11 protein-coding genes and 6 pseudogenes are annotated in these 21,904 nt (G+C 73.1%); 3 read left to right on the top strand and 14 right to left on the bottom strand.

Annotated elements, in window-relative coordinates; genetic code table 11:
• Nucleotides 1-75: 75 nt before the first annotated feature.
• Nucleotides 76-780 (top strand): annotated as a pseudogene (locus DA06_RS03095) (SDR family NAD(P)-dependent oxidoreductase); the annotation flags it as partial.
• A 112-nt stretch (nt 781-892) separates the two neighbouring features.
• Here the strand turns inward: DA06_RS03095 and DA06_RS03090 are convergent.
• The 9 genes and pseudogenes from DA06_RS03090 to ileS all read right to left on the bottom strand — a co-directional run bounded on the left by DA06_RS03090 (nt 893) and on the right by ileS (nt 14,791).
• Nucleotides 893-2,287 (bottom strand): ABC transporter permease, encoded by a 1,395-nt coding sequence (locus DA06_RS03090; protein ID WP_418606840.1) that lies wholly within the window; start codon nt 2,285-2,287, stop codon nt 893-895.
• A complete protein-coding gene (locus DA06_RS03085) occupies nt 2,259-2,579 on the bottom strand; it encodes a hypothetical protein (protein WP_052436307.1) in 321 nt (106 codons plus the stop codon). The genes DA06_RS03090 and DA06_RS03085 overlap by 29 nt, the downstream gene beginning before the upstream one ends.
• Entirely contained in the window at nt 2,579-3,508 is a 930-nt protein-coding gene (locus DA06_RS03080) for an ABC transporter ATP-binding protein (RefSeq protein WP_418606839.1), read from the bottom strand. The genes DA06_RS03085 and DA06_RS03080 overlap by 1 nt, the downstream gene beginning before the upstream one ends.
• A gap of 361 nt (nt 3,509-3,869) precedes the next feature.
• The gene (locus DA06_RS03075) at nt 3,870-4,430 is read right to left on the bottom strand and encodes a DUF3418 domain-containing protein (RefSeq protein WP_418606838.1); all 561 of its coding nucleotides are present in this window, start codon (nt 4,428-4,430) and stop codon (nt 3,870-3,872) included.
• Between the two features lie 70 nt (nt 4,431-4,500).
• A pseudogene (locus DA06_RS03070) lies at nt 4,501-8,340 on the bottom strand (DUF3418 domain-containing protein); the annotation flags it as partial.
• A 70-nt stretch (nt 8,341-8,410) separates the two neighbouring features.
• Nucleotides 8,411-8,506 (bottom strand): annotated as a pseudogene (locus DA06_RS03065) (dihydroxyacetone kinase subunit L); the annotation flags it as partial.
• A 222-nt stretch (nt 8,507-8,728) separates the two neighbouring features.
• Nucleotides 8,729-9,751: a dihydroxyacetone kinase subunit DhaK gene (gene dhaK / locus DA06_RS03060; protein WP_043497169.1), complete on the bottom strand. Its 1,023-nt coding sequence runs from the start codon at nt 9,749-9,751 to the stop codon at nt 8,729-8,731.
• Between the two features lie 100 nt (nt 9,752-9,851).
• The gene (locus DA06_RS03055; RefSeq protein ID WP_418606837.1) at nt 9,852-11,516 is read right to left on the bottom strand and encodes a bifunctional folylpolyglutamate synthase/dihydrofolate synthase; all 1,665 of its coding nucleotides are present in this window, start codon (nt 11,514-11,516) and stop codon (nt 9,852-9,854) included.
• Nucleotides 11,516-14,791: pseudogene (ileS, locus tag DA06_RS03050) on the bottom strand (isoleucine--tRNA ligase). The gene DA06_RS03055 and the pseudogene ileS overlap by 1 nt, the downstream one beginning before the upstream one ends.
• 454 nt (nt 14,792-15,245) lie before the next feature.
• On the opposite strand from ileS, the gene proC reads away from it, so the two are divergent.
• Nucleotides 15,246-16,061: a pyrroline-5-carboxylate reductase gene (proC, locus tag DA06_RS03045; RefSeq protein WP_043497168.1), complete on the top strand. Its 816-nt coding sequence runs from the start codon at nt 15,246-15,248 to the stop codon at nt 16,059-16,061.
• Nucleotides 16,062-16,168: 107 nt separating this feature from the next.
• Complete coding sequence (locus DA06_RS03040; protein WP_043497167.1) at nt 16,169-17,428, top strand: endonuclease/exonuclease/phosphatase family protein; 1,260 nt, start codon at nt 16,169-16,171, stop codon at nt 17,426-17,428.
• A gap of 90 nt (nt 17,429-17,518) precedes the next feature.
• Here the strand turns inward: DA06_RS03040 and DA06_RS03035 are convergent.
• The 5 genes and pseudogenes from DA06_RS03035 to DA06_RS03015 all read right to left on the bottom strand — a co-directional run.
• Nucleotides 17,519-18,826, bottom strand: a pseudogene (locus tag DA06_RS03035) (aspartate aminotransferase family protein); the annotation flags it as partial.
• Nucleotides 18,827-18,865: 39 nt separating this feature from the next.
• Nucleotides 18,866-20,287 carry a CoA-acylating methylmalonate-semialdehyde dehydrogenase gene (locus tag DA06_RS03030; protein WP_418606836.1) on the bottom strand — a complete coding sequence of 474 codons (1,422 nt, stop codon included), beginning with the start codon at nt 20,285-20,287 and terminating at the stop codon, nt 18,866-18,868.
• Entirely contained in the window at nt 20,265-20,729 is a 465-nt protein-coding gene (locus tag DA06_RS03025) for a PH domain-containing protein (protein ID WP_043497156.1), read from the bottom strand. Before DA06_RS03025 ends, DA06_RS03030 begins: the two co-directional genes overlap by 23 nt.
• 4 nt (nt 20,730-20,733) lie before the next feature.
• Nucleotides 20,734-21,577: pseudogene (gene hisG / locus DA06_RS03020) on the bottom strand (ATP phosphoribosyltransferase).
• Between the two features lie 55 nt (nt 21,578-21,632).
• Complete coding sequence (locus DA06_RS03015; RefSeq protein ID WP_043497158.1) at nt 21,633-21,896, bottom strand: phosphoribosyl-ATP diphosphatase; 264 nt, start codon at nt 21,894-21,896, stop codon at nt 21,633-21,635.
• Nucleotides 21,897-21,904 lie beyond the last annotated feature (8 nt).

Below are 21,904 nucleotides of genomic sequence, written 5' to 3'. Positions count from 1 at the left end.
CCGCGAAGTACGAGAAGAAGGACGGGTCCGGGGTGCGCACCAGGAGCGGGACGCGCCCCGGCGCTCGCGGACACCGCGGCGCTGGTGCCCACCGCGGACCAGCGGCTCACCACCCACGTCGTCGACGTCACCGACCGGGCCGCCGTCGAGGCGCTGCCTGCGGCGGTCGTCGCGGCCCACGGGCAGGTGGACGGCGTCGTCAGCGTCGCCGGCATCATCCAGCGGTTCGTCCGCGTCGAGGAGCTGCCCTACGAGGACATCGAGAAGGTCATGGCGGTGAACTTCTGGGGCGTGGTCAACATGTCCAAGGCGTTCCTGCCGCACCTGAGCGCCCGCCCCGAGGCCTGCCTCGTCAACGTCTCCAGCATGGGTGCCCTGGCACCGGTCCCGGGGCAGTCCGCCTACGGGGCCAGCAAGGCCGCGGTCAAGCTCTTCACCGAGGGGCTCTACGCCGAGCTGCGCGGCACGCCGGTGGCCGTGACGATCGTCTTCCCCGGCGGCGTCGCGACCGACATCGCGGCCAACTCAGGCGCCATGGTGCCGGGCCAGGAGGCGTCGGCAGAGAGCTCGTCGATGTCGCTGACGACGGCGCCCGACGCCGCCCGGCAGATCCTCGCGGGCATCGAGAAGGGCTCCTTCCGTGTGGTGATCGGCAGGGACGCCCGCACGATCGACGTCATCTCCCGGCTGGCGCCGCGCAGGGCCGTCAACCTCATCGCCGACAAGATGAGGTCGCTGCTGGCGCCGTCGCCCGAGGGCGAGAAGGCCGCGGCTCGGTAACCGGCGCGCAGTACGCCGGAGCGCCGGCGGCGCCTCTCGATGACTTCGTCGACACCAGGACTGCCGCGGATTGAAGCCGACCGGACGTCGGTGCGTGCGGCGATGCCGAAGCTCAGTCGCGCGGGCTCCGGCGGAAGAGCCGTGCGGCGAGCAACCCGGTGACCAGGAGCCAGGCGGTCATCACGGCGACGGCCGCCCAGCTGACCGTCGGGCCGGCGGGGTCGAGGGCGTAGGCCATGGAGCTCGCCAGGTGCTTGAGCGGGAAGAACGAACCGACCGTGCTCATCCATTCCGGGAGCACCCCGATGACGAACACGTCGGAGAAGAACGCCAGGGGGATCGCCAGGCCGAGCCCTACGGCGGTGACCGCCTTGCTGCTGGGCAGCACCGAGGCGAGCAGCAGTCCGCAGGCGGCCAGGGTCGCCGTGCCGATGCCCAGCATGCCGACGGCCAGGGCGATCCCGTCCCAGGCGACCTCCAGGTCGAACCACAGCATCCCGGCCACGAGGATCAGCACGGCAGTGGCAAGGACCAGCAGGAGCGCGGAGACGAACCGGCCCGCGAAGTAGATGCCGATGTGCAGCGGGGTGCCGGCCAGGCGTTTGAGGATCTCCTGGTCGCGGGCCCGGGCGATGGCGTCGGGCATGAACACCATCGCGGTGACGATCGTGCCCCAGGCGATCATCCCGGTGGCGGCCTGCAGCCCGATCGGGGGTGTGACGTCGGTGCCGGCGGTGGCGTCGCCCGTGACCGCGGCGTTGAACAGGTACTGGGCCAGGGGGAAGGCGATGGCGAAGAAGACCCAGCCGGTGTCGTGCAGCGAGGACCGGGTGGCCCACCGTGCCTGGTCGCTCAGCAGCGCGAACCTGGTGGGCCGGCGGGCCGCCTCCGCCGCGACCCGGGGTGTTCGGCTCGACCCCGCGCCGGCCGTGGCCTGCACGGGGCCGGCGTGAATCTGGTGCCTTCTCGCGGGCACGGGCTCCCACCGGAAGGTCAGTGCGGCCACCGCGACCGCACCGGCGGTCCACGCGCCGATGACGGCCAGCGCGCCGGGGTCCCAGCCGTTGCCGGTGGCGAACGGGTCGAACTGCTCACCGAGCGCGTCGTTGAACGGTTTGAGGGGAAAGGCCTGCGCGATCCGGTCCGCCCAGGTCGGCATGTCGCCGTATCCCATCACCCCGGAGACCCAGGACAGCAGCACCGCCGTCGCGATCGAGGCGGCCTCCGCAACGGAGCCCGACCGTGCCAGACCGGCGACCGCGACGCCGACGGCGGCGAAGGAAGCCACCGCGGCCAGCACGGTCACCGCGGTGGCCGGCATCGTCTGCCACTGGATCTGCACGTCGTAGACGACGACACCGACGACCAGCATCAGCGTCAGCGAGCCGAGAGCGAGCAGCACCGCGGCGCCGATCCGCCCCGCGAGGTAGACCCAGCCGGGCACTGGTGTTCCGTGAACCCGCTTGAGGACCCCGCGCTCACGGGCGTCGGCCAACGAGGAGGCCACCGTCGGGTAGGCGCCGTACAGGGCCCCCCAGGACCGCGGCCGAGGGGGTCACGAACTGCATCACCGACACCGACGACTCGGCGCTGATCGTGCCGTTGCCGACGAGGGCACCGATCACGACCAGGAAGATGAGGGGGAACAGGAAGGTGAAGATGAACGCGATCCGGGCTCGCCACAGATCCCGCACGGCGTAACGGAACTGGTCCCCGAGCAGCCGGACCGAGGAGGGGTGCACCGGTGACGACGTCCGGACCGGGACGGACACGTGGAGCTGGGGGGCCCGCGCGGACATCACGACACCCCCACGTGCTCCGGCTCCGCAGCTCCGGCGCCGGCGTGCTCGATCAGCTCGAGGTAGACGTCCTCGAGCGAGGGACGTTCGACACTGAGTCCGGACAGCACGACGCCCCGGGCGCGAGCCCAGCCGATGAGGCGCTCGAGCACCGCCACGGGCTCGGCCGTCCGCAGCTGCCAGTCCTCGCCCTGGGTCCGCAACGCTGCACCCAGGTCGGGCACCTGCGAGATCGCCACCCCGGGAGGCAGCCGGAACGCGATCGTCGACGACGTCCGCGCCGCACCGCCGATCTCCGCCGGGGTACCCAGCGCCACCAGGCGGCCGGCGACCACCACCCCGACCCGGTCGGCGAGGTGTTCGGCCTCGTCCATGTAGTGGGTGGTCAGCAGCACCGTCTTGCCCAGCCCGCGCAGGCTCTCCACCAGCTCCCAGGCCCGGCGACGGGCGGAGGGGTCGAACCCCGTCGTCGGCTCGTCGAGGAACAGCAGCTCTGGGTCACCGACCAGCCCCAGGGCCAGGTCGAGCCGGCGCCGCTGCCCGCCCGAGAGGGTCTTGACCCTCGCGTCGGCCTTGTCGGCCAGCCCGACCAGGTCGATCACGCCGTCGACCGGCAACCGACGCGGATACATGCCGCGATAGAGCCTGATCAGCTCGCGCGGTGTGAAGTCCTCGTCGATCCCCGCCTCCTGCAGCACGATCCCGACTCGCTCCCGGTAGTCCCGGCCGCCGGTCTCGGGATCGAGCCCCAGCACCTCGACGTGGCCGGCGGTGCGCCGCCGGTGCCCCTCGAGGATCTCCACCGTCGTGGTCTTTCCTGCCCCGTTCGGGCCCAGGAGGGCGAACACCTCACCTCGGGCGATGGTGAATGACAGGTCGTCGACGGCGACGACGTCACCGTACGTCTTGCGAAGGCCCTCGATACTCACGGCATCCACCAGGGCCACCTCCACGTGAACCCCTGCGGCGGGGACGGGCCCGCCGGACCCGCAACCACGGCGTGCGCCGCAACCAGGACCCGGCCGACACCGGAACCCGGGATCGCATCTCTACCATCGCCCGAGGCCTGCCGACCGAGCCAGGAACTTTGGTCCTGATCGCGCGGGGTTCCCGCTGGCCTACCCACGGGACGTCCTCGACCGGATCCAGGCCCGGCCAAGACGCTTGTGGTGATCGACGCCGTGGAGCGCCCGACCGGTCCGTGGTGGCCGCCCGCCCGAACCGAACGACGACTGCGGCGCCAGCCAGGGACCGGCACCGAGCGCGGTGCTCTGTGCCCGCCGGCCAGGGTCACACCTGGGCGAGGGCCTTCCGGATCCGCTTCTCGGAGACTTTCACCGGGGTGCCGAGCTGCTGGGCGAAGAAGCTGACGCGCAGCTCCTCGATCAGCCAGCGCACCTCTTCGAGGGTGGCGTCCCTGGCCGGGTCCGGCGCGAGCCGGTCCGAGGCGTCGACGGCAGCCTCGTATGCGTCCTCCAGCTCACCGATCGTCCACGCCAGGTTCGCGTCCTGGTGCACGTTCTGCTGCGCCCGCTCGATGCGGCGCTGCGCGGCGCGCAGGTAGCGCGGCAGGTGCACGAGCCGCTCGGGCGGGGTGGCGGAGACGAACCCCGGCCGCACGAGCTTTGCCACCTGGTCGCGCACCTCGGTGAGCGTGTTGAGCAGGAACATCGACGTCGCGCCCTTGATGGTCGCCTCGAGGTCGCGGTGCGCGTCGAGGGTGGCGACGACCTGGCGGATCACCTGGTGCACGCGCTCCTCGAGGCGCGCGCGCACGTGGGCGAGGAGCTCGCCGTACGCGGCGGCGTCGCGGACCTGGCGGCCGCCGTGGCCCGCGGTCCACTCGTCCACCAGCGCCCCCGACGGCGGCCAGCTGGACGTCCGCCACGAGCGCCTCGGTGCTCGGGTACGGGCTGGCGGCGAGGGTGAGCGCCTCCTTCCCGGTCCACCGGGTGGTGACCCGCTGGACGTTCAGGGCGGTCTCGACCACCACGAGCCGGCGCAGCCCGGTGCGGTGGGCGCGGACCTGAGCGGTGGCGTCGGCCAGGACGCGCAGCGCGACGGTGTGGGTGGTGGGCGCGCCGCCGCTCCTCGTCCCGCCCTTGCCGCCGCCTGCGGTCCCGCGCGTGCCGGGGACCTCGACCAGCGCCGGGTACCCGCGCACCACGAGCCCGTGCGCCCCGACGGACTCCACCTGCTTCGGGATGACTCCGTCCGGGAGGTCGGGCCAGGTGGTGAGGTTCTCCCGCTCCGGGAGCACCGTCGTCGCGGCGGCGCGGCCGTCCTGGCCGCCCGGGACCGCCGGGACTGCGGGACCCGTCGAGGCGCCGCCCCCGCCGGCCGGACCGGTGGGCGAGCCCGGAGCGCGACCCGAACGTGCCGCGGCCTCCTCCATCGCGATCCGCACCGCCCCGCGCACCGCGGAGCTGACGGCGCGCTGGGTCTGCGGGGCCAGCTCGCGCTGCAGCGCCACGAGGCTCTTCCCCTCCGACAGCACGGCGCCGCGCTCCGAGAGCACCCGGAACGTCATGCGCAGGTGGTCGGGCAGCTTCTCGTCGTCCCACGCGTCCTCGGGGATCTCCACGTCGCGCAGGGTGCGCACCGCCGTCGCGAAGGCCTCGTGGTACGACGGCGCACCCGGCGGTGCGGGGGCGACCTCCGACCAGGCCGGCAGCAGCTGGACCACCTGGGCGGCGACGTCCGGCGCGGGGACGAGCTGCACGCGGGTCTTCTTGGGCAGCGCCCGGATCGTGGCGGTGGCCAGCTCGAGGGCGAGGCCGGGCACCATCCAGTCGAACCCGTCGGGACGCAGGCGTCCGAGCACCTCGACCGGGACGTGGACGGTGACGCCGTCGGCGTAGCTGCCCGGCTCGAACTGGTACGTCAGCGGCAGTGTGAGGTCGCCCTGGTGCCACGCGTCCGGGAAGTCCGCGCCCGAGACGGCTCCGGCGTCGGGGACGAGCAGGTCCAGGGTGAAGGTGAGCAGCTCCGGGTCCTCGCGGCCCGCCCCCTTCCACCAGGAGTCGAAGTGGCGCGCGGAGACGACGTGGTCGGCGACCCGCTCGTCGTAGAAGTCGAACAGTCCCTGCTCGTCGAGCACGAGGCCGCGGCGGCGCGCCCGGTTCTCGTACTCCGCCGCCTCCTCCAGCAGCTCGCGGTTGCGCGCGTAGAACCTGTGGTGCGTGCGCCACTCGCCGCCCACCAGCGCGTGCCGGATGAACATCTCCCGGGCCAGCTCGCGGGCGGTGACGTCACCGAGCGGGAGGTCGCCGAGCCGGCCCAGCAGCACGTTGCGGTCCGCCACCACGGTCATGCCGTACAGCAGGACCTTCTCCTTGACCATGGCCGCGCCCTGCTTGGTGGACCAGTACGGCTCGGAGTAGGACCGCTTGACCAGGTGCCCGGCCAGCGGCTCCACCCACTCCGGCTGGATCCGGGCCACCGTGCGGGCGAACAGGCGCGAGGTCTCGACGAGCTCCGCGGCCATCACCCAGGCGGGCGTCTTCTTCGCCAGCCCGGACCCCGGCCAGATCACGAACCGGGTCCCGCGCGCGCCGGCGTACTCGCGGCGCCGCTCGTCGTAGGCGCCGAGGTTCGACAGCAGCCCCACCAGCAGCGACTGGTGCAGGGCGTCCGCGCTCACGGCGTCGACCGAGCGCCCGACGGCGACCACCGCCCGGGCCGTGTCCGGCCGCCCGTCCGGGGTCTTCTCCGCCGTCGCCGCGATGTCGCCCTCGTGCGGCAGGGCGAGCGGCTTGAGCGTCAGCCCCAGCGGCTTGGCCAGCTGGCGCAGCTGGGCGACGACGTCCTGCCACTCCCGCACGCGCAGGTAGTTGAGGAACTCGGCGCGGCACAGGCGGCGGAACGCCGAGCCGGAGAGGTCGCGCTGCTGGGTCCGCAGGTAGCGCCACAGGTTGAGGTAGGCGAGGAAGTCGGACGTGGGGTCGGTGAAGCGGCGGTGCTTCTCGTCCGCCGCCTGCTGGTGCTCGGCCGGCCGCTCGCGCACGTCCTGGACGCTCAGCGCCGCCACGATGACCATGACCTCCGCGGCGCAGCCGTTCTTCTGCGCCTCGAGCAGCATCCGTCCCAGGCGCGGGTCGATCGGCAGCTGGGCGAGCTGGCGGCCGACGTCGGTGAGCCGCTCCCGGGGGTCCGCCGTGGGGTTCAGCGCCCCGATCTCGTGCAGGAGCTGAACGCCGTCGCGGACGGCGCGGGTGTCGGGCGGGTCGACGAACGGGAACCGCGCGACGTCGCCCAGGCCCAGCGCGGCCATCTGGAGGATGACCGAGGCGAGCGAGGTGCGCAGGATCTCCGGCTCGGTGAACTCGGGCCGGGAGGTGAAGTCGGCCTCGGAGTACAGGCGGATCGCGATGCCGTCGGCCACTCGCCCGCACCGGCCGGAGCGCTGGTTGGCGCTGGCCTGGGAGACCGGCTCGATCGGCAGGCGCTGGACCTTGGTGCGGTTGGAGTATCGCGAGATGCGGGCGGTGCCGGGGTCGATGACGTACCGGATGCCCGGCACCGTCAGCGACGTCTCCGCCACGTTGGTGGCCAGCACGATGCGCCGGGTGGTGTGGTGCTCGAAGACGCGGTGCTGCTCGGCGGAGGACAGCCGCGCGTACAGCGGCACGACCTCGACGGCGTCGGGCCGGTGCCCGGACCCCCGCGCCGTGCCCGGCGCCAGGTAGCGCGGGCCGAGGTGCTCGGCGAGGGCGACGTGGGTGTCGCGGATCTCCCGCTCGCCGGAGAGGAACACCAGGATGTCGCCGGGCCCCTCGGCCATGAGCTCGTCGGCGGCCATGGTGATGCCGGTGACTTGGTCGATCGGCTCCTCGCGGGCACCGCCACGCTGGCCGGCGCCGCGCCGGCGGCCGCCGGGCAAGACCTTGCTGCCCGTCTCGCGCACCGGACCGCCACCTGCGGCGTTCTCGTCGTCACCGTCCCCGGCGGTGTCGTCGTCCCCCTCGTCCGCGTCGGGGACGAGGGGCCGGTAGCGGATCTCGACCGGGTAGGTGCGTCCGGAGACCTCCACCACCGGTGCCGGCCGGAGCAGCTCGCCGTCGGGCCGACCGCCCTCGTGCTCGCCGAAGTGGGCGGCGAAGCGCTCGGAGTCGATCGTGGCGGAGGTGATGACCAGCCTGAGGTCGGGGCGCCGCGGGAGGAGCTGGGCGAGGTAGCCGAGCAGGAAGTCGATGTTGAGGCTGCGCTCGTGGGCCTCGTCGATGATGAGAGTGTCGTAGCGGCGCAGCAGCGGGTCCTGCTGGATCTCGGCGAGCAGGATGCCGTCGGTCATGAGCTTGACGAGCGTGGTGGCGGAGACCTGGTCGGTGAACCGGACCTGGTAGCCGACGGCGCCGCCCAGCTCCACGCCGAGCTCCTCGGCGATGCGCTCCGCGACCGTGCGCGCGGCGATCCGGCGCGGCTGCGTGTGCCCGACGGTGCCGGTGATGCCGCGGCCCAGCTCGAGGCAGATCTTCGGGATCTGGGTGGTCTTCCCCGAGCCGGTCTCGCCCGCCACGATGACGACCTGGTGGTCGCGGATGGCCTCGGCGATCTCCTCCCGGCGCGCCGAGACCGGCAGCTGCTCGGGGTAGGTGATGCGCGGGAGCGCCGCGCGCCGGGCGGCGAGCTGCTCCTCGGTGTAGGGGCGGAAGCCGCCGCGGCGCCGGTCCGCGGCCGCCCGCAGCGCCTCGACGGGCCCGGCGCCGCCGTCCGCCGCGGAGCGGGCGGCCTGCGCGGCGGGCAGCCACGCGTCCACCATCGTCTTCTCCCCCCGGCTCGGCCTTGCCCCGCGCCTGGATGCCCTCCACGGCGGCCTCGAGCACGTCAGCGACCCCCGCCGCGTCCAGGGCGCCGTCGGCGAGCTTGGACCCGCGCAGGAACGCGGTGCCGTACAGCGGCCCGGCGGCGCCGCCCACCGTCGACATCAGGGTGGTGGCCACCGTCTTGAGCACCTCCCCCCGGCGCCGAGGGCGTGGCGCCGGCCAGCTTCGCGCCGACGGCGGTGAAGCCCCGGTCCATGTTCTCGCCGTGGTCGCCGTCGCCGATCGCCCGGTCGAGCTCGATGAGCCCGATGCGGTTCGCGGAGACGACGGCGCGGGCACGCTCGATCCAGTCCAGGGCCCAGTCGGCGCCGAGGGTGGTGGCAGTCATGCGGTTCTTCCTCCTCCTACACGCCGCGCCGCAGCGCGGGGGGTGTTGACGGGCGCGTCCCACAGCTCGGTGAGCGCGTCGTCCAGACGCAGCACCGTGACGGACGCGCCCTGCATCTCCAGGGACGTGATGTAGTTGCCGACGAGCGAGCGCGTGACCTCCACGCCCCTGCCGTCGAGCACCTCACGGGCGTGGTTGTACATCAGGTACAGCTCGGACAGCGGGGTGCCGCCCATGCCGTTGACGAACAGCAGGACCTTCTCGCCCGGGCCGATCTTGAGGTCCTCGAGCACGGGGTTGAGCAGCCGCTCGGTGATCTCGTTCGCCCCGGCCATGGGGATCTTGTGCCGGCCCGGCTCGCCGTGGATGCCGATGCCGATCTCGATCTCGTCCTCCTCGAGGTCGAAGGACGGCTTGCCGGCGTGCGGCACGGTGCAGGCCGTCAGCGCCACCCCCATGGACCGGACGTTGTCGATGACCTGCTGCGCGACCGCGACCACGGCGTCGAGGTCGTCGCCGCGCTCGGCGGCGGCGCCGGCGATCTTCTCGACCAGCACGGTGCCCGCCACGCCCCGGCGGCCGGCGGTGTAGAGCGAGTCCTCCACGGCGACGTCGTCGTTGACGACCACGGAGCGGACCTGGATGTCCTCCGCCTCGGCGAGCTCGGCGGCCGTCTCGAAGTTGAGGACGTCGCCGGTGTAGTTCTTGACGATGTGCAGGACGCCGGCCCCGCCGTCGGCGGCCTTGGTGGCCTCGAAGATCGGGTCCGGGGTGGGCGACGTGAACACGGCGCCCGGGACGGCGGCGTCGAGCATCCCCGTGCCGACGTAGCCCGCGTGCAGGGGCTCGTGGCCGCTGCCGCCGCCCGAGACGAGCCCCACCTTGCCCTGGACCGCACCCCCGGCGCGGCTGACGAACAGCGGGTCCTCGTTGACGCGGACGAGGTCGGGGTGGGCGAGCCCGAAGCCGCGGACCGACTCGATGACGACGTTCTGCGGGTCGTTGATGAGCTTCTTCACCGACGTGCTCCTTCGAATAGCCGGGGACGGTCCGTGCCGGACCACGAGCCCCATCTTGCCGCTCGCGGTGCGGCCGGGTCACGGATTGACGACGGCCGCGTCACGACCTGCCCAGGAGCGCGCGGGCGTCCGCGGCGAGGATCACGGACCCGACGACGAGCACGCCGGTGGTGGTCACCGCCTCCTCCGTGTCCGCCTCCGCGAGGCCGGCCGCGGTGTCGATGGCGTCGTCGAGGCGCTCCGCGACGTGGACGCGGTCCTCGCCGAAGACGTCGCGGGCGATCTCGGCGAGGTCGTCGACGTCCATGGCCCGGTCCGTGCGCGCGCGGGTGACGACGACCTCGGCGAGCAGCGGCTCGAGGCCGGCGAGGATGCCCTCGGCGTCCTTGTCCGCCATGACGCCGACGACGCCGACCAGGTGGCTGAAGCTGAAGGCCTCCTCCACGGCGGCCCGCAGCGCGTCGATCCCGGCGGGGTTGTGGGCCGCGTCGACGAGCACCGTGGGGCTGCGGCGGACGAGCTCGAGACGGCCGGGCGACTCGACGTTCGCGAAACCCTGCTCGACGACGTCGGCCTCGAGCGCGCCGCCCCCGAAGAACGCCTCGACGGCCGTCAGCGCCAGGGCGGCGTTGTCGGCCTGGTACGCGCCGTGCAGGGGGACGAACACGTCCGTGTACACCCCGCCCGGGGTCCGCAGCGTGACCATCTGCCCGCCGACGCCCACCTGCCGGTCGACGACGCCGAGATCGCCGTCGGCGCGCAGGAGCCGGGCGCCGTGCGCGGCGGCGGCGTGGAGGACGACGCTCTCGACGTCCTCGTGCTGCTCCGCGACGACGACCGTGGCGCCGTCCTTGACGATGCCGACCTTCTCCTCGGCGATCTCGGTGAGCTCGTGGCCCAGCCAGCGCTCGTGGTCCCGCTCCACGCGCGTGAGGACCGCGACGGTCCCGTCGGCGACGTTGGTGGCGTCCCACCGCCCGCCCATGCCGACCTCGACGACCGCGACGTCCACCGGGGCGTCCGCGAACGCGGCGTAGGCCATGACGGTGAACACCTCGAAGAAGCTCAGGCGGGGCCCGCCCGCGGCCTGCGAGCGCTCGTCCACCATCCCGACGTAGGGCGCGACGTCCTCCCAGGTGGCGACGAACCGCTCCGCGCTGATCGGCCGCCCGTCCAGGGCGATGCGTTCGCGCACCGAGTGCAGGTGCGGGGAGGTGAAGCGGCCGGTGCGCAGCCCCTTCTCGCGCAGGAGCCGTTCGATCATGCGCGCGGTGGAGGTCTTGCCGTTGGTGCCCGTCAGGTGGATGACCGGGTACGCGCGCTGGGGGTCGCCGAGCAGCTCGAGGACGTCCCGGACGCGGTCGAGGCTGGGCTGGACGTCGTGCTCGGGTGCGCGGGTGAGGATCTCCTCGTAGATGTGCCGGACCTGCTCCTCCGCGCGGGCGTCGGCCAGCGCGGCGGCGTCGGCGCTCTCGCGGGAGGCGTCCTCGCCCTCCGCGACGATCTCGTCGGCGACCTCGGGGTCGGGGCCGGCGATGAGGGAGGACCCGAGCAGGGTGCGCAGCCCTGCGTCGTGCTCGTCCTCCTCCTCGCCGTCGGGCGAGCCGGCACCCGTTCGGCCGCCGTCCTCCGGCTCGTCGGCGGCGGCCATGAAGGCCTCGATCCGCTCGCGGGCCTCCCGCTCGGCGTCCTCGGGGCTGCGTCCGGGGCCCGGCCGCCCGCCCTCGCTCTCCCGCCCGGCGTCGTCGGGGCTGCGCTCGGTCATCAGGCCTCCAGCTTCGTGACGGCGACCCGCGGGTCCTGTCCGTCGCCGGCGACGACGGCGACCTCCAGGGCGAGGGTCTCGCGGGCGACGAGGTCGCGGTGGGTCTCGACCCAGGCGACGCGGTCGGCGGGGACGGTGACCTCCAGGCGGATCCGGTCGGCGACGTACAGGCCGGACGCCTTGCGCTCGTCCTGGACCTGCCGCACCAGGTCGCGGGCGTAGCCCTCGGCGGCGAGCTCGTCGTCGACCGCGAGGTCGAGGACGACGAAGCCGCCGCCCGGCAGCACGTCGGCGGCGCCCTCGGCCTGGGCGCCCAGGTCGATGACGGTGGCCAGCTCGTACTCGCCCGGCACGAGGGTGAGCGGCGCGCCGTCGAGCGCGAGGCCCTCGACGGCGACCGCGCCGTCCGCGTCGGGCCCGTGCCAGCGGCCCTCGCGGGCGGCGGCGAAGATCTGCTGGGTCTGCCGGCGCTTGGCGGGGTCGAGCTCACGGGGCAGGACCTTGAGCTCGTGCACCACGGACAGGTCGGACTGCGCGGGGCTGAGGAGCTCGACCTCCTTGACGTTGACCTCGGACGCCACGAGGCCGGTGAAGGGCGCGAGCGCGGCAGGGTCCTCGACGACGACGGTCAGGCGCCGAAGCGGCTGGCGCACCCGGATCTTCGCGGCCTTGCGCAGCGCGTGCGTCACCGAGACGACGTCGCGGACGGCGTCCATGGCCTCCACGATCCGCCGGTCCTCCTGCGCCGTGCCCTCCGCCGTCGGCAGCTCGGGCCAGTCGGTCAGGTGCACGCTGCGGCCGCCGGTCAGGCCGCGCCACACCTCCTCGGTGACGAGCGGTGCCAGCGGCGCCATGACGCGGGTGAGGGCCTCGAGGGCGGTCCAGAGCGTGTCGAACGCGCCGTGGTCCTCGGACCAGAACCGGTCGCGGGAGGTGCGCACGTACCAGTTGGTCAGCACGTCGAGGTGCTCGCGCACGGTCTGCGCGGCGCCGGGGATGTCGTACGCCTCCAGCTGCTCCCGCACGCTCGTCGCGAGGTCGCGGGTGCGGGCGAGGAGGTAGCGGTCCATCACGTGCAGCGACCGGACGGCGTCCGGGTCGGTCAGGTCGACCGGCCTCGCGAGGTAGCCGGCGCCGCCGTCGAGCGTGCCGGCGTACAGCGCGAAGAAGTACCACGTGTTCCACAGCGGCAGGAGCACCTGGCGGACGTTCTCGCGGATGCCCTCCTCGGTGACGACGAGGTTGCCGCCGCGCACGACCGGGGGAGGCCATGAGGAACCAGCGCATGGCGTCCGAGCCGTCGCGGTCGAGGACCTCGGTGACGTCGGGGGTAGTTGCGCAGGGACTTGCTCATCTTGCGCCCGTCGGAGCCGAGCACGATGCCGTGGGAGACGCAGTTGAGGAACGCCGGCCGGTCGAACAGGGCGGTGGCGAGGACGTGGAGGGTGTAGAACCATCCGCGCGTCTGGCCGATGTACTCGACGATGAAGTCGCCCGGGTAGTGGTGCTCGAACCAGTCGCGGTTCTCGAACGGGTAGTGCACCTGGGCGAACGGCATCGACCCGGAGTCGAACCACACGTCGAGGACGTCGGGGATGCGGCGCATCGTCGACCGGCCCGTCGGGTCGTCGGGGTTGGGCCGGGTGAGGTCGTCGATGAAGGGCCGGTGGAGGTTGGGCTGGCCGTCCCGGTCGAGCGGGAGGCGGCCGAAGTCGGCCTCGAGCTCGGCCAGCGAGCCGTAGACGTCGATGCGCGGGTGGGCGGGGTCGTCCGAGACCCACACGGGGATGGGGGTGCCCCAGTACCGGTTGCGCGAGATCGACCAGTCGCGGGCGCCGGCGAGCCAGTGTCCGAACTGCCCGTCCTTGATGTGCTCGGGCACCCAGGAGATCTGCTGGTTCAGGCCCACCATGCGGTCGCGGAACTCGGTGACGCGGATGAACCAGGAGGTGACCGCCTTGTAGATGAGCGGCTGCCGGCAGCGCCAGCAGTGGGGGTAGGAGTGGTCGTAGGTCTCCTGGCGCACCAGGACGGCGCGGTCGGCCTCGGTGCGGCGGGCGAGCGGACCGGTGCCGTGCTTGAGGTCGGCGATGATCGCCCTGTTCGCCTCGAAGACCTGCTGGCCGGCGTACTCGGGGACCTCGGAGGTGAACCTCCCACCGTCGTCCACCGGGACGACGGTGCCGATGCCGGCGGCCGCGCAGACAGCCATGTCGTCCTCGCCGAAGGCGGGCGCTGGTGGACCAGGCCGGTGCCGTCCTCCGTGCTGACGTACTCGGCGGGCAGCACGGTCCAGGCGTTCGGGCCCGGGGCCTCGTGGTCGACGTAGTAGTCGAAGATCGGGGCGTAGCGCCGGCCGGCGAGCTGGGCGCCTTCGCGGTGGCGACGATCTCCGGCTCCTCCCCCAGCTCACGGGCGTAGGCGGCGAGCCGTGCCTGGGCGAGGAGCACCTTCTCGCCCGCGAGCGGGCCGTCCGCGGGACGGACGACGACGTAGTCGATGTCGGGCCCGACGGCGACGGCGAGGTTGGACGGCAGGGTCCAGGGCGTCGTCGTCCAGATGAGGGCGAGCTCGCCGGTCTCCAGCCGCACGCCGACCGTGACCGAGGGGTCCTGACGGTTCTGGTAGACGTCGTCGTCCATGCGCAGCTCGTGGTTGGACAGCGGCGTCTGGTCGTTCCAGCAGTACGGCAGGACGCGGTAGCCCTCGTAGGCCAGGCCCTTGTCGTAGAGCCGCTTGAACGCCCAGATGACCGACTCCATGAAGGTCACGTCGAGCGTCTTGTAGTCGTGCTCGAAGTCCACCCAGCGCGCCTGGCGGGTGACGTACTCCCGCCACTCGTCGGTGTAGCGGAGCACGGAGTCGCGGCAGGCCTTGTTGAAGGCCTCGATGCCCATGGCCTCGATCTCGGACTTGTCCTTGATCCCCAGCTGACGCTCCGCCTCGAGCTCGGCGGGCAGGCCGTGGGTGTCCCACCCGAAGCGCCGCTCGACCCGGCGCCCGAGCTGGGTCTGGAAGCGCCCGACGACGTCCTTGACGTAGCCCGTGAGCAGGTGCCCGTAGTGGGGCAGGCCGTTGGCGAAGGGCGGGCCGTCGTAGAAGACGAACTCGTTCTCGCCGTCCACGCCCGCGGGGCGGTTCTCGACGGACGCGACGAACGTGTCGTCCTGCTTCCAGTGGTCGAGGATCTCCCGCTCGAGGGCGGGGAAGCTCGGGGAGGCGGTCACGTCGGTGCCCGGGCGGTGCAGCGGGTAGCGCTTCGGCTGGTCGGCCAATGGTGCTCCTCGGTCAAGCGGTGGACAACAGCTGCGAGGACGACGGCGACGCTCCCCGGCTCCCTGCCGGGCCGCCCGCTGCCGCGGTACCACCTCGCTTGCCCCACCCTCCGCCGTGGCGGCGGGCGCGACCGCTCGAGCAGGCTGTCACGGGCCCTCCCGTCCGGTTCTACTCGGGGCCCGCGCCGACCGCACGTGCACGGCGGCAGGGACCCTGTTCTTCCGGAGGCTCGCCGGTGATGGCCGGGTCGACGCCTGTGGTCCGCAGTCTAGCGCGCACCGGCGCGCGGCCCAGATCCTCGCGGAACCCGCGAGGAACGCGTGGACCTCGACCGTGCCGGCGCCCAGCAGTCGGGCCTTGTCCTCCCGTCTCCGGGTGGCGCGGCGTGCCGCCGGGCACCGCCCGTGCGTGGCGGGCGACATACTGGCCCTTTCGGCGAGCGGAGGAGCGGACATGCGGGTCGGGTTCATCGGGGCGGGCAACATGGCCGGGGCCATCGTGCGCGGGATCGTGACGGAGGGGACGGTGCCACCCGAGGACCTGGCGGTGACCAGCGCGCACGGCCGGTCGGCACAGGCGCTCGCGCGGGAGACCGGGGTCGACGCCCTGACCGACAACCTCGAGCTCGTCGAGCGCACCGGCCCCGGCGGGGTGGTGGTGGTCGCCGTCAAGCCGTACCTGTTCGCCGAGGTCCTGGAGCCGCTGGCCGACGCCCTCGCCGACCTGGACTCTCTGGTGGTCTCCCTCGCCGCGGGGCTGACGCTGGACACGCTCGGCTCAATGCTCGCGCCGGGGCAGAGCATCGTGCGGGTGATGCCCAACGTCAACGCGACCGTGGGCGCCGGCATGGCGGCGGTGTGCGGCAACGCCTCCGCGACCGAGGAGCAGGTGGACGCCGTCGTCGGCCTCTTCGAGACGGTCGGGTCGGCGCTCGTGCTGCCGGAGCGCCTGTTCCCCGCCTACGCGGCCATCGCCGGCTCCGGCCCCGCGTACGCGGCGTACTTCGTCGAGGCGCTGGCCCGGGCGGCGGTCCGCAACGGCATGCCGAAGGCGCAGGCCACCCGCATCGCCGCGCAGACGATGCTCGGCACGGCACGCACGCTCCTGGAGAAGGGCGTCGCCCCGACGCAGCTGGCGGACATGGTGTCCTCCCCCGGCGGGACCACGATCGCCGGGACGGTGGCGCTCGAGGAGGCGGGATTCTCCGCGGCCGTCGTGCGTGGCATCCAGGCCGCGGTGGACCGCGACGCCGAGATCGCGGCCGGCTGACCACGGCCGCCCGGACGCGGCCGGCCGACCACGTCGGGGGCGTCACAACTGTCCACAGCGGTCCGCAACTCTTCCCGCCCGGCGGCGCGCCTTGTTACCGTGGTCGCATGCGCGCAGGAGGCCGGTTCGTCGGTGGACTCGCCGCCGCGGCGACCGCCGCGGCGGGCATGCTCGTGCTCGGCGCACCCGCCTCCGCCGGCGCCGATCCTTCGGCCACCACGCGCGCCGAACGGTCCCCGCTGCGGGTCGCCACGTACAACGTCTCGCTGAACCGCCCCGCTCCGGGCGGCCTGGTCGCGGACCTCGCCGGCGGCGACGACGCCCAGGCGCGCGCGATCGCGCAGGTGCTGCAGACCACGCGGCCGGACGTCGTCCTGCTCAACGAGTTCGACTTCGACGCCGGCAGCGAGGCGGTCGACCTCTTCCGCGAGCAGTACCTCCAGGTCTCCCAGCACGGCGAGTCGCCGATCCGGTACCCGTACGCGTTCGTCGCGCCGGTGAACACCGGCGTGGGCTCCGGGCACGACCTGAACAACGACGGCGAGGTCGGCGGCCCCGACGACGCGCTCGGCTTCGGGCAGTTCCCGGGCCAGTACGGGATGGTCGTGCTCTCGCGCCACCCGATCGACACCGACAACGTGCGCACCTTCCAGAACTTCCGGTGGCAGGACATGCCGGGCGCGCTGCTCCCGGACGACCCGGGCACCGACGAGCCTGCCGACTGGTACGGCCCCGAGGAGCTGGACGACCTGCCGCTGTCCAGCAAGTCGCACTGGGACGTTCCGGTGGAGACGCGCCGCGGGACGGTGCACGTGCTCGCGTCCCACCCGACGCCCCCGACGTTCGACGGTCCGGAGGACCGCAACGGGCAGCGCAACCACGACGAGATCCGTTTCTGGGCGGACTACGTCGGCAGCCGCCGGGACAGCGCCTACATCTACGACGACGCGGGCGACGAGGGCGGGCTGCGGCCCGGCAGCCGCTTCGTGATCCTGGGCGACCAGAACGCCGACCCGCTCGACGGCGACTCGGTCCCCGGCGCGATCGACCAGCTGGTCGACCACCCGCGGGTGCGCGACCCGCGCCCCACCTCCGAGGGGGCGGTCGAGGCGGCGGCGGTACAGGGCGGCTCGAACGCCCACCACGAGGGCGACGCAGCGCTGGACACGGCGGACTTCACCGACGACGCGCCCGGCAACCTCCGGGTGGACTACGCGCTCCCGTCGAAGAATCTGCCCGTGCAGGGCGCGGGCGTGTTCTGGCCGATGGCCGACCAGGCGGGCTCCGAGCTCACCGGCGTGTACCCGTTCCCGACGTCGGACCACCGGCTCGTGTGGGTCGACCTCCGGATGCCCGGCGGGCGCTGAGCGGGTCCACGCGCGGCTCTCACCGCGGCGGACGCCCCTCCGCCGTCGCCGCGGCAGACACTCCCTCCCCCTGCCCGAGCAGCCGTTGCTCGCGTCCGTGAGGACGGCGTCGTAGACCTCCAGCGCCCGCGCGACCTCTCCGTCGGTGACCACGCACGGCGGGACCACATGGATCCGGTTGTCGGCCACGAACGCCAGCAGCCCCCGGTCCGCGAGCGCGGCCCGCATGGCCACGACCTCGGCCGGCGGCACCGGCTCGCGGGTGGACCGGTCGAGCACGAGGTCCAGCGCCCAGAACACCCCGGTGCCCCGGACCTCGCCGACCAGGGGGTGGCGCTCCGACAGGGCGCGCAGCCCCGGGCCGAGGACGTCGGCGCCGATCCGGGCGGCGTTCTCGACGATGTTCTCCTCGGCCATGGCGTCGAGGGTTGCGACGATGGAGGCCATGGCGAGCGGGTGCCCGGAGTAGGTGAGCCCGCCGGGGAAGACGCGGTCGTCGAAGGTGGCCGCGATCTCGGCGCTGAGGATGACGCCGCCCGCGGGCACGTACCCCGAGTTCACGCCCTTGGCGAAGGTGATCAGGTGCGGGACGACGTCGTGCTGGTCGAGGGCGAACCAGGACCCCGTCCGCCCGAAGCCCGCCATCACCTCGTCGAGGATCAGCACGACCCCGTACCGGTCCGCGATCTCGCGCACGCCCGCGAGGTAGCCCGTCGGCGGGACGAGCACGCCGCCGGTGCCGACGACGGTCTCGATCAGGATGGCGGCGACCGAGCCCGGCCCCTCCGCCTGGACCACCCGTTCGAGGTGGTGGAGCGCCCGCTCGCACTCCTCGGTCTCGGTGGTGGCCCAGAACTCGGACCGGTACAGGAAGGGTCCGAAGACGTGCACGTGGCCGCGCGCGTACTCGTTGGGGACGCGCCGCCAGTCACCTGTCGCGACGATCGCCGCGCCGGTGTTGCCGTGGTAGGAGCGGTAGAAGGAGATCACCTTGTCCCGGCCCGTGTGCAGGCGGGCCATGCGGATGGCGTTCTCGTTCGCGTCGGCGCCGCCGTTGGTGAAGAAGACCTTGCTGAAGCCCTCGGGGGCGTGGGAGAGGATCCGTTCGGCCGCCTCGCCCCGGGCGAGGTTGGCGTACCCCGGCGCCACGGTGGCCAGCAGCTCTGCCTGCTCCTTGATCGCGGCGACCACCCGCGGGTGCCCGTGGCCGATGTTGAGGTTCACGAGCTGGGACGAGAAGTCGAGGTAGGTGCGTCCGTCCGGGTCCATAACCTCGCAGCCGTGGCCGGTGACGACGGTCATCGGGTCCAGCCCCGCCTGCGCCGACCAGGAGTGGAAGATGTGGGCGCGGTCGAGCTCGCGGGCTCGTCCGGCCCGGACCTCCTGCGGTGCAGTCACGGTTCGCTCCTCCTCGGTGCGGCGAAAGTCCAGGTCGGGTCAGGTGTGCTCGGGGAAGCCGAGGTTGAGGCCGCCGTGGCTGGGATCGAGCCACCGGGTGGTGATCGCCTTGGTGCGGGTGAAGAAGTGGACGCCGTCAGGGCCGTAGGCGTGGGTGTCTCCGAACAGGGAGTTCTTCCACCCGCCGAAGGAGTGGTAGCCCACCGGGACGGGGATCGGCACGTTGATGCCGACCATGCCCACCTCCACCTCGTCGCCGAAACGCCGGGCGGCTCCGCCGTCGTTCGTGAAGATCGCCGTGCCGTTGCCGTAGGGGTTGGCGTTCACCAGGTCGACCGCCTCCTCGTAGCTGCCGACGCGCAGCACCGACAGGACCGGGCCGAAGATCTCGTCGGTGTAGACGCTCATCTCCGGGGTGACCCGGTCCAGCAGGGTGGGGCCGAGCCAGAACCCGTCCGCACCGCCGTCGGGCTCGACGCCGCGCCCGTCGACGACCACGTCGGCGCCCGCCTCCCGTCCGGCGTCGACGTAGGCGGCCACGCGGTCGCGGTGGGCCCGGGTGATCAGCGGCCCCATGTCGCAGCCGCGTCGCCCGTCACCCACCCTCAGGGTGCCCGAGCGCTCGGCGATCTTCGCGACGAGCTCGTCGGCCACGGGCTCGACGACGACGAGGGCGGAGACCGCCATGCACCGCTCCCCGGCCGAGCCGTACCCGGCGTTGACGGCGGCGTCCGCGGCGAGGTCGAGGTCGGCGTCGGGCAGGACGACCATGTGGTTCTTGGCGCCGCCGAGAGCCTGGACACGCTTGCCGTGGGACGTCGCGGTCTCGTAGACGTATCGCGCCACGGGGGTCGAGCCGACGAACGAGACCGCCTTGACGTCGGGGTGGGTCAGCAGGGCGTCGACCGCGGTCTTCTCGCCCTGCACCACGTTGAACACCCCGGCGGGGAGCCCGGCCTCGGAGAGGCGCTGGGCCATCCACAGGGAGGCCGAGGGGTCCTTCTCGGACGGCTTCAGCACCACCGTGTTCCCGGCGGCGATCGCGATCGGGAAGAACCACATGGGGACCATGGCCGGGAAGTTGAACGGGGAGATGATCGCCACCGGCCCCAGCGGCTGGCGCACGGAGGTGACGTCGACCCCGGTGGAGACGTTCTGCGACGCAGCCCCCTTGAGCAGGTGCGGGATGCCGCAGGCGAACTCCACCACCTCGAGACCGCGGGCGACCTCGCCCATGGCGTCGGCGAGCACCTTGCCGTGCTCCGCCGTGAGGATCTCCGCGAGCTCCTGGCGCCGGGCGGCGAGCAGCTCCCGGAAGGCGAAGAGGACCCGGGTGCGGGCGGCGAGCGAGGTCGCGCGCCAGGCCGGGAACGCCGCCCGCGCCGACGCGACGGCGGCGTCCCGCCGGCCGGGACGGGAAGGACCGCCCGCCGCGGGCTCAGCCGGTGGGCGTGCCCCCACCCTCCTCGTGCAGCGCGACCAGGGTCGCTAGGCGGCGGGCCTCGGCCCGCCCGTGCTCGCCGTCGGCCCGCTGGATCGCCATGACGGCGAGGGTGCCGCCGTCGGAGAGGTCGAGCTGGACCCACGGTGCGCCGTCGCCGAAGTTGACCGAGAGGATCTCTGCCCACTCGAGCTCACGGGTGTGGATGATGTTGCGCACCACCATGCCGCGCTCGCCGGGGACTGCCGCCACCGAGCCCTGCCGGTACAGGAACCAGCAGATGCCCAGCGCCAGCACCGCCGTCCCCGCCTGGTCCGCCGGGCCGAAGACGACGCCCTCCATCCGCGGCAGCGACACGATGATGATGATCGCCCCCGCCACGGTCAGCAGGCCCAGCACCACCGTCACCGCGCGGGCGGACCGCGGCCGGAACGGTGCGTGAAGGTCCTCGTAGGTGCTCAACGCATCAGATGCGGCAGGCGTGGATGGACGTCACGAGGATCGCGCGCGCGCCCACCTCGTAGAGCTGGTCCATGACCCGGTTCGTTGCCTCACGGCGGACCATCGAGCGCACGGCCACCCACTCGCCGTTGTGCAGCGGCGAGACGGTCGGCGACTCCAGCCCCGGTGTGATGGCGACCGCCGCCTCGACGTGCTCCACCGGCACGTCGTAGTCCATGAGGACGTACTGGCGGGCCACGAGGACGCCCTGCAGGCGGCGGTCGAGCACGGTGATGCCGTTGCTGACCTCGCGCCCGGGAGGGTGGATGAGCACGGCCTCCGACTGCAGGATCGGCTCACCAAACACCTCCAGCCCCGCCGCGCGCAGCGTGGAGCCGGTCTCGACGACGTCGGCGACGACGTCCGCGATGCCGAGCTGGACCGCGGACTCCACGGCGCCGTCGAGGTGGACGACGGTCGCCTCCACCCCGCGCTCGGCGAGGTAGTCGCCCACGAGGACGTCGTAGCTCGTCGCCACCCGCTTGCCGGCCACCTCCTCGAGCGAGCCGACCTTCCCCGCCGGGGCCGCGAAGCGGAACGTGGAGCGGGCGAAGCCCAGCGCCCGGTGCTCGACGGCGTCGACCCCGGAGTCCAGCAGCAGGTCGCGACCGGTGATGCCGACGTCCACCGTCCCGGAGCCCACGTAGACGGCGATGTCGCGGGGCCGGAGGAAGAAGAACTCGACGTCGTTGGCCGGGTCCGGCAGGACGAGCTCGCGCCCCCCGGCGCTCCCGGTAGCCCGCCTCCGCGAGCATCTCGGTGGCGGGTTCGGACAGCGAGCCCTTGTTGGGCACGGCGATACGCAGCACGGCTGGCTCCTGTGGTGCGGTCAGGGGCGGACGGGTGGAGTGGTGGGGCGGGCGGTCAGAGATGACGGTAGACGTCCTCGAGCGTGAGTCCGCGCGCGATCATCATCACCTGGAGGTGGTACAGCAGCTGGGAGATCTCCTCCGCCGCGGCGGCGTCGCTCTCGTGCTCGGCGGCCATCCAGACCTCGGCGGCCTCCTCGACGATCTTCTTGCCGACCGCATGGATCCCCGCGTCGAGCTCCGCGACGGTCCCGGACCCCTCGGGTCTGGTGGCGGCCTTGTGCTGCAGCTCGGCGAAGAGCTCCTCGAACGACTTCACGGCGCCCA

The sequence above is a fragment of the Georgenia sp. SUBG003 genome (assembly GCF_000715355.2).
In the GTDB taxonomy this organism is placed as follows: Bacteria; Actinomycetota; Actinomycetes; order Actinomycetales; family Actinomycetaceae; genus Georgenia.
The sequence above is the reverse complement of the archived record's forward strand: the minus strand, read 5'-3'. Positions and strand labels throughout refer to the sequence as shown.

Bases quoted from the DNA above. Each gene is read 5' to 3' on its own strand.
- DA06_RS03085 (WP_052436307.1), bottom strand. From the start codon at position 2,579: ATGTCCGCGCGGGCCCCCCAGCTCCACGTGTCCGTCCCGGTCCGGACG.
- DA06_RS03055 (WP_418606837.1), bottom strand. From the start codon at position 11,516: ATGACCGAGCGCAGCCCCGACGACGCCGGGCGGGAGAGCGAGGGCGGG.
- proC (WP_043497168.1), top strand. From the start codon at position 15,246: ATGCGGGTCGGGTTCATCGGGGCGGGCAACATGGCCGGGGCCATCGTG.
- DA06_RS03040 (WP_043497167.1), top strand. From the start codon at position 16,169: ATGCGCGCAGGAGGCCGGTTCGTCGGTGGACTCGCCGCCGCGGCGACC.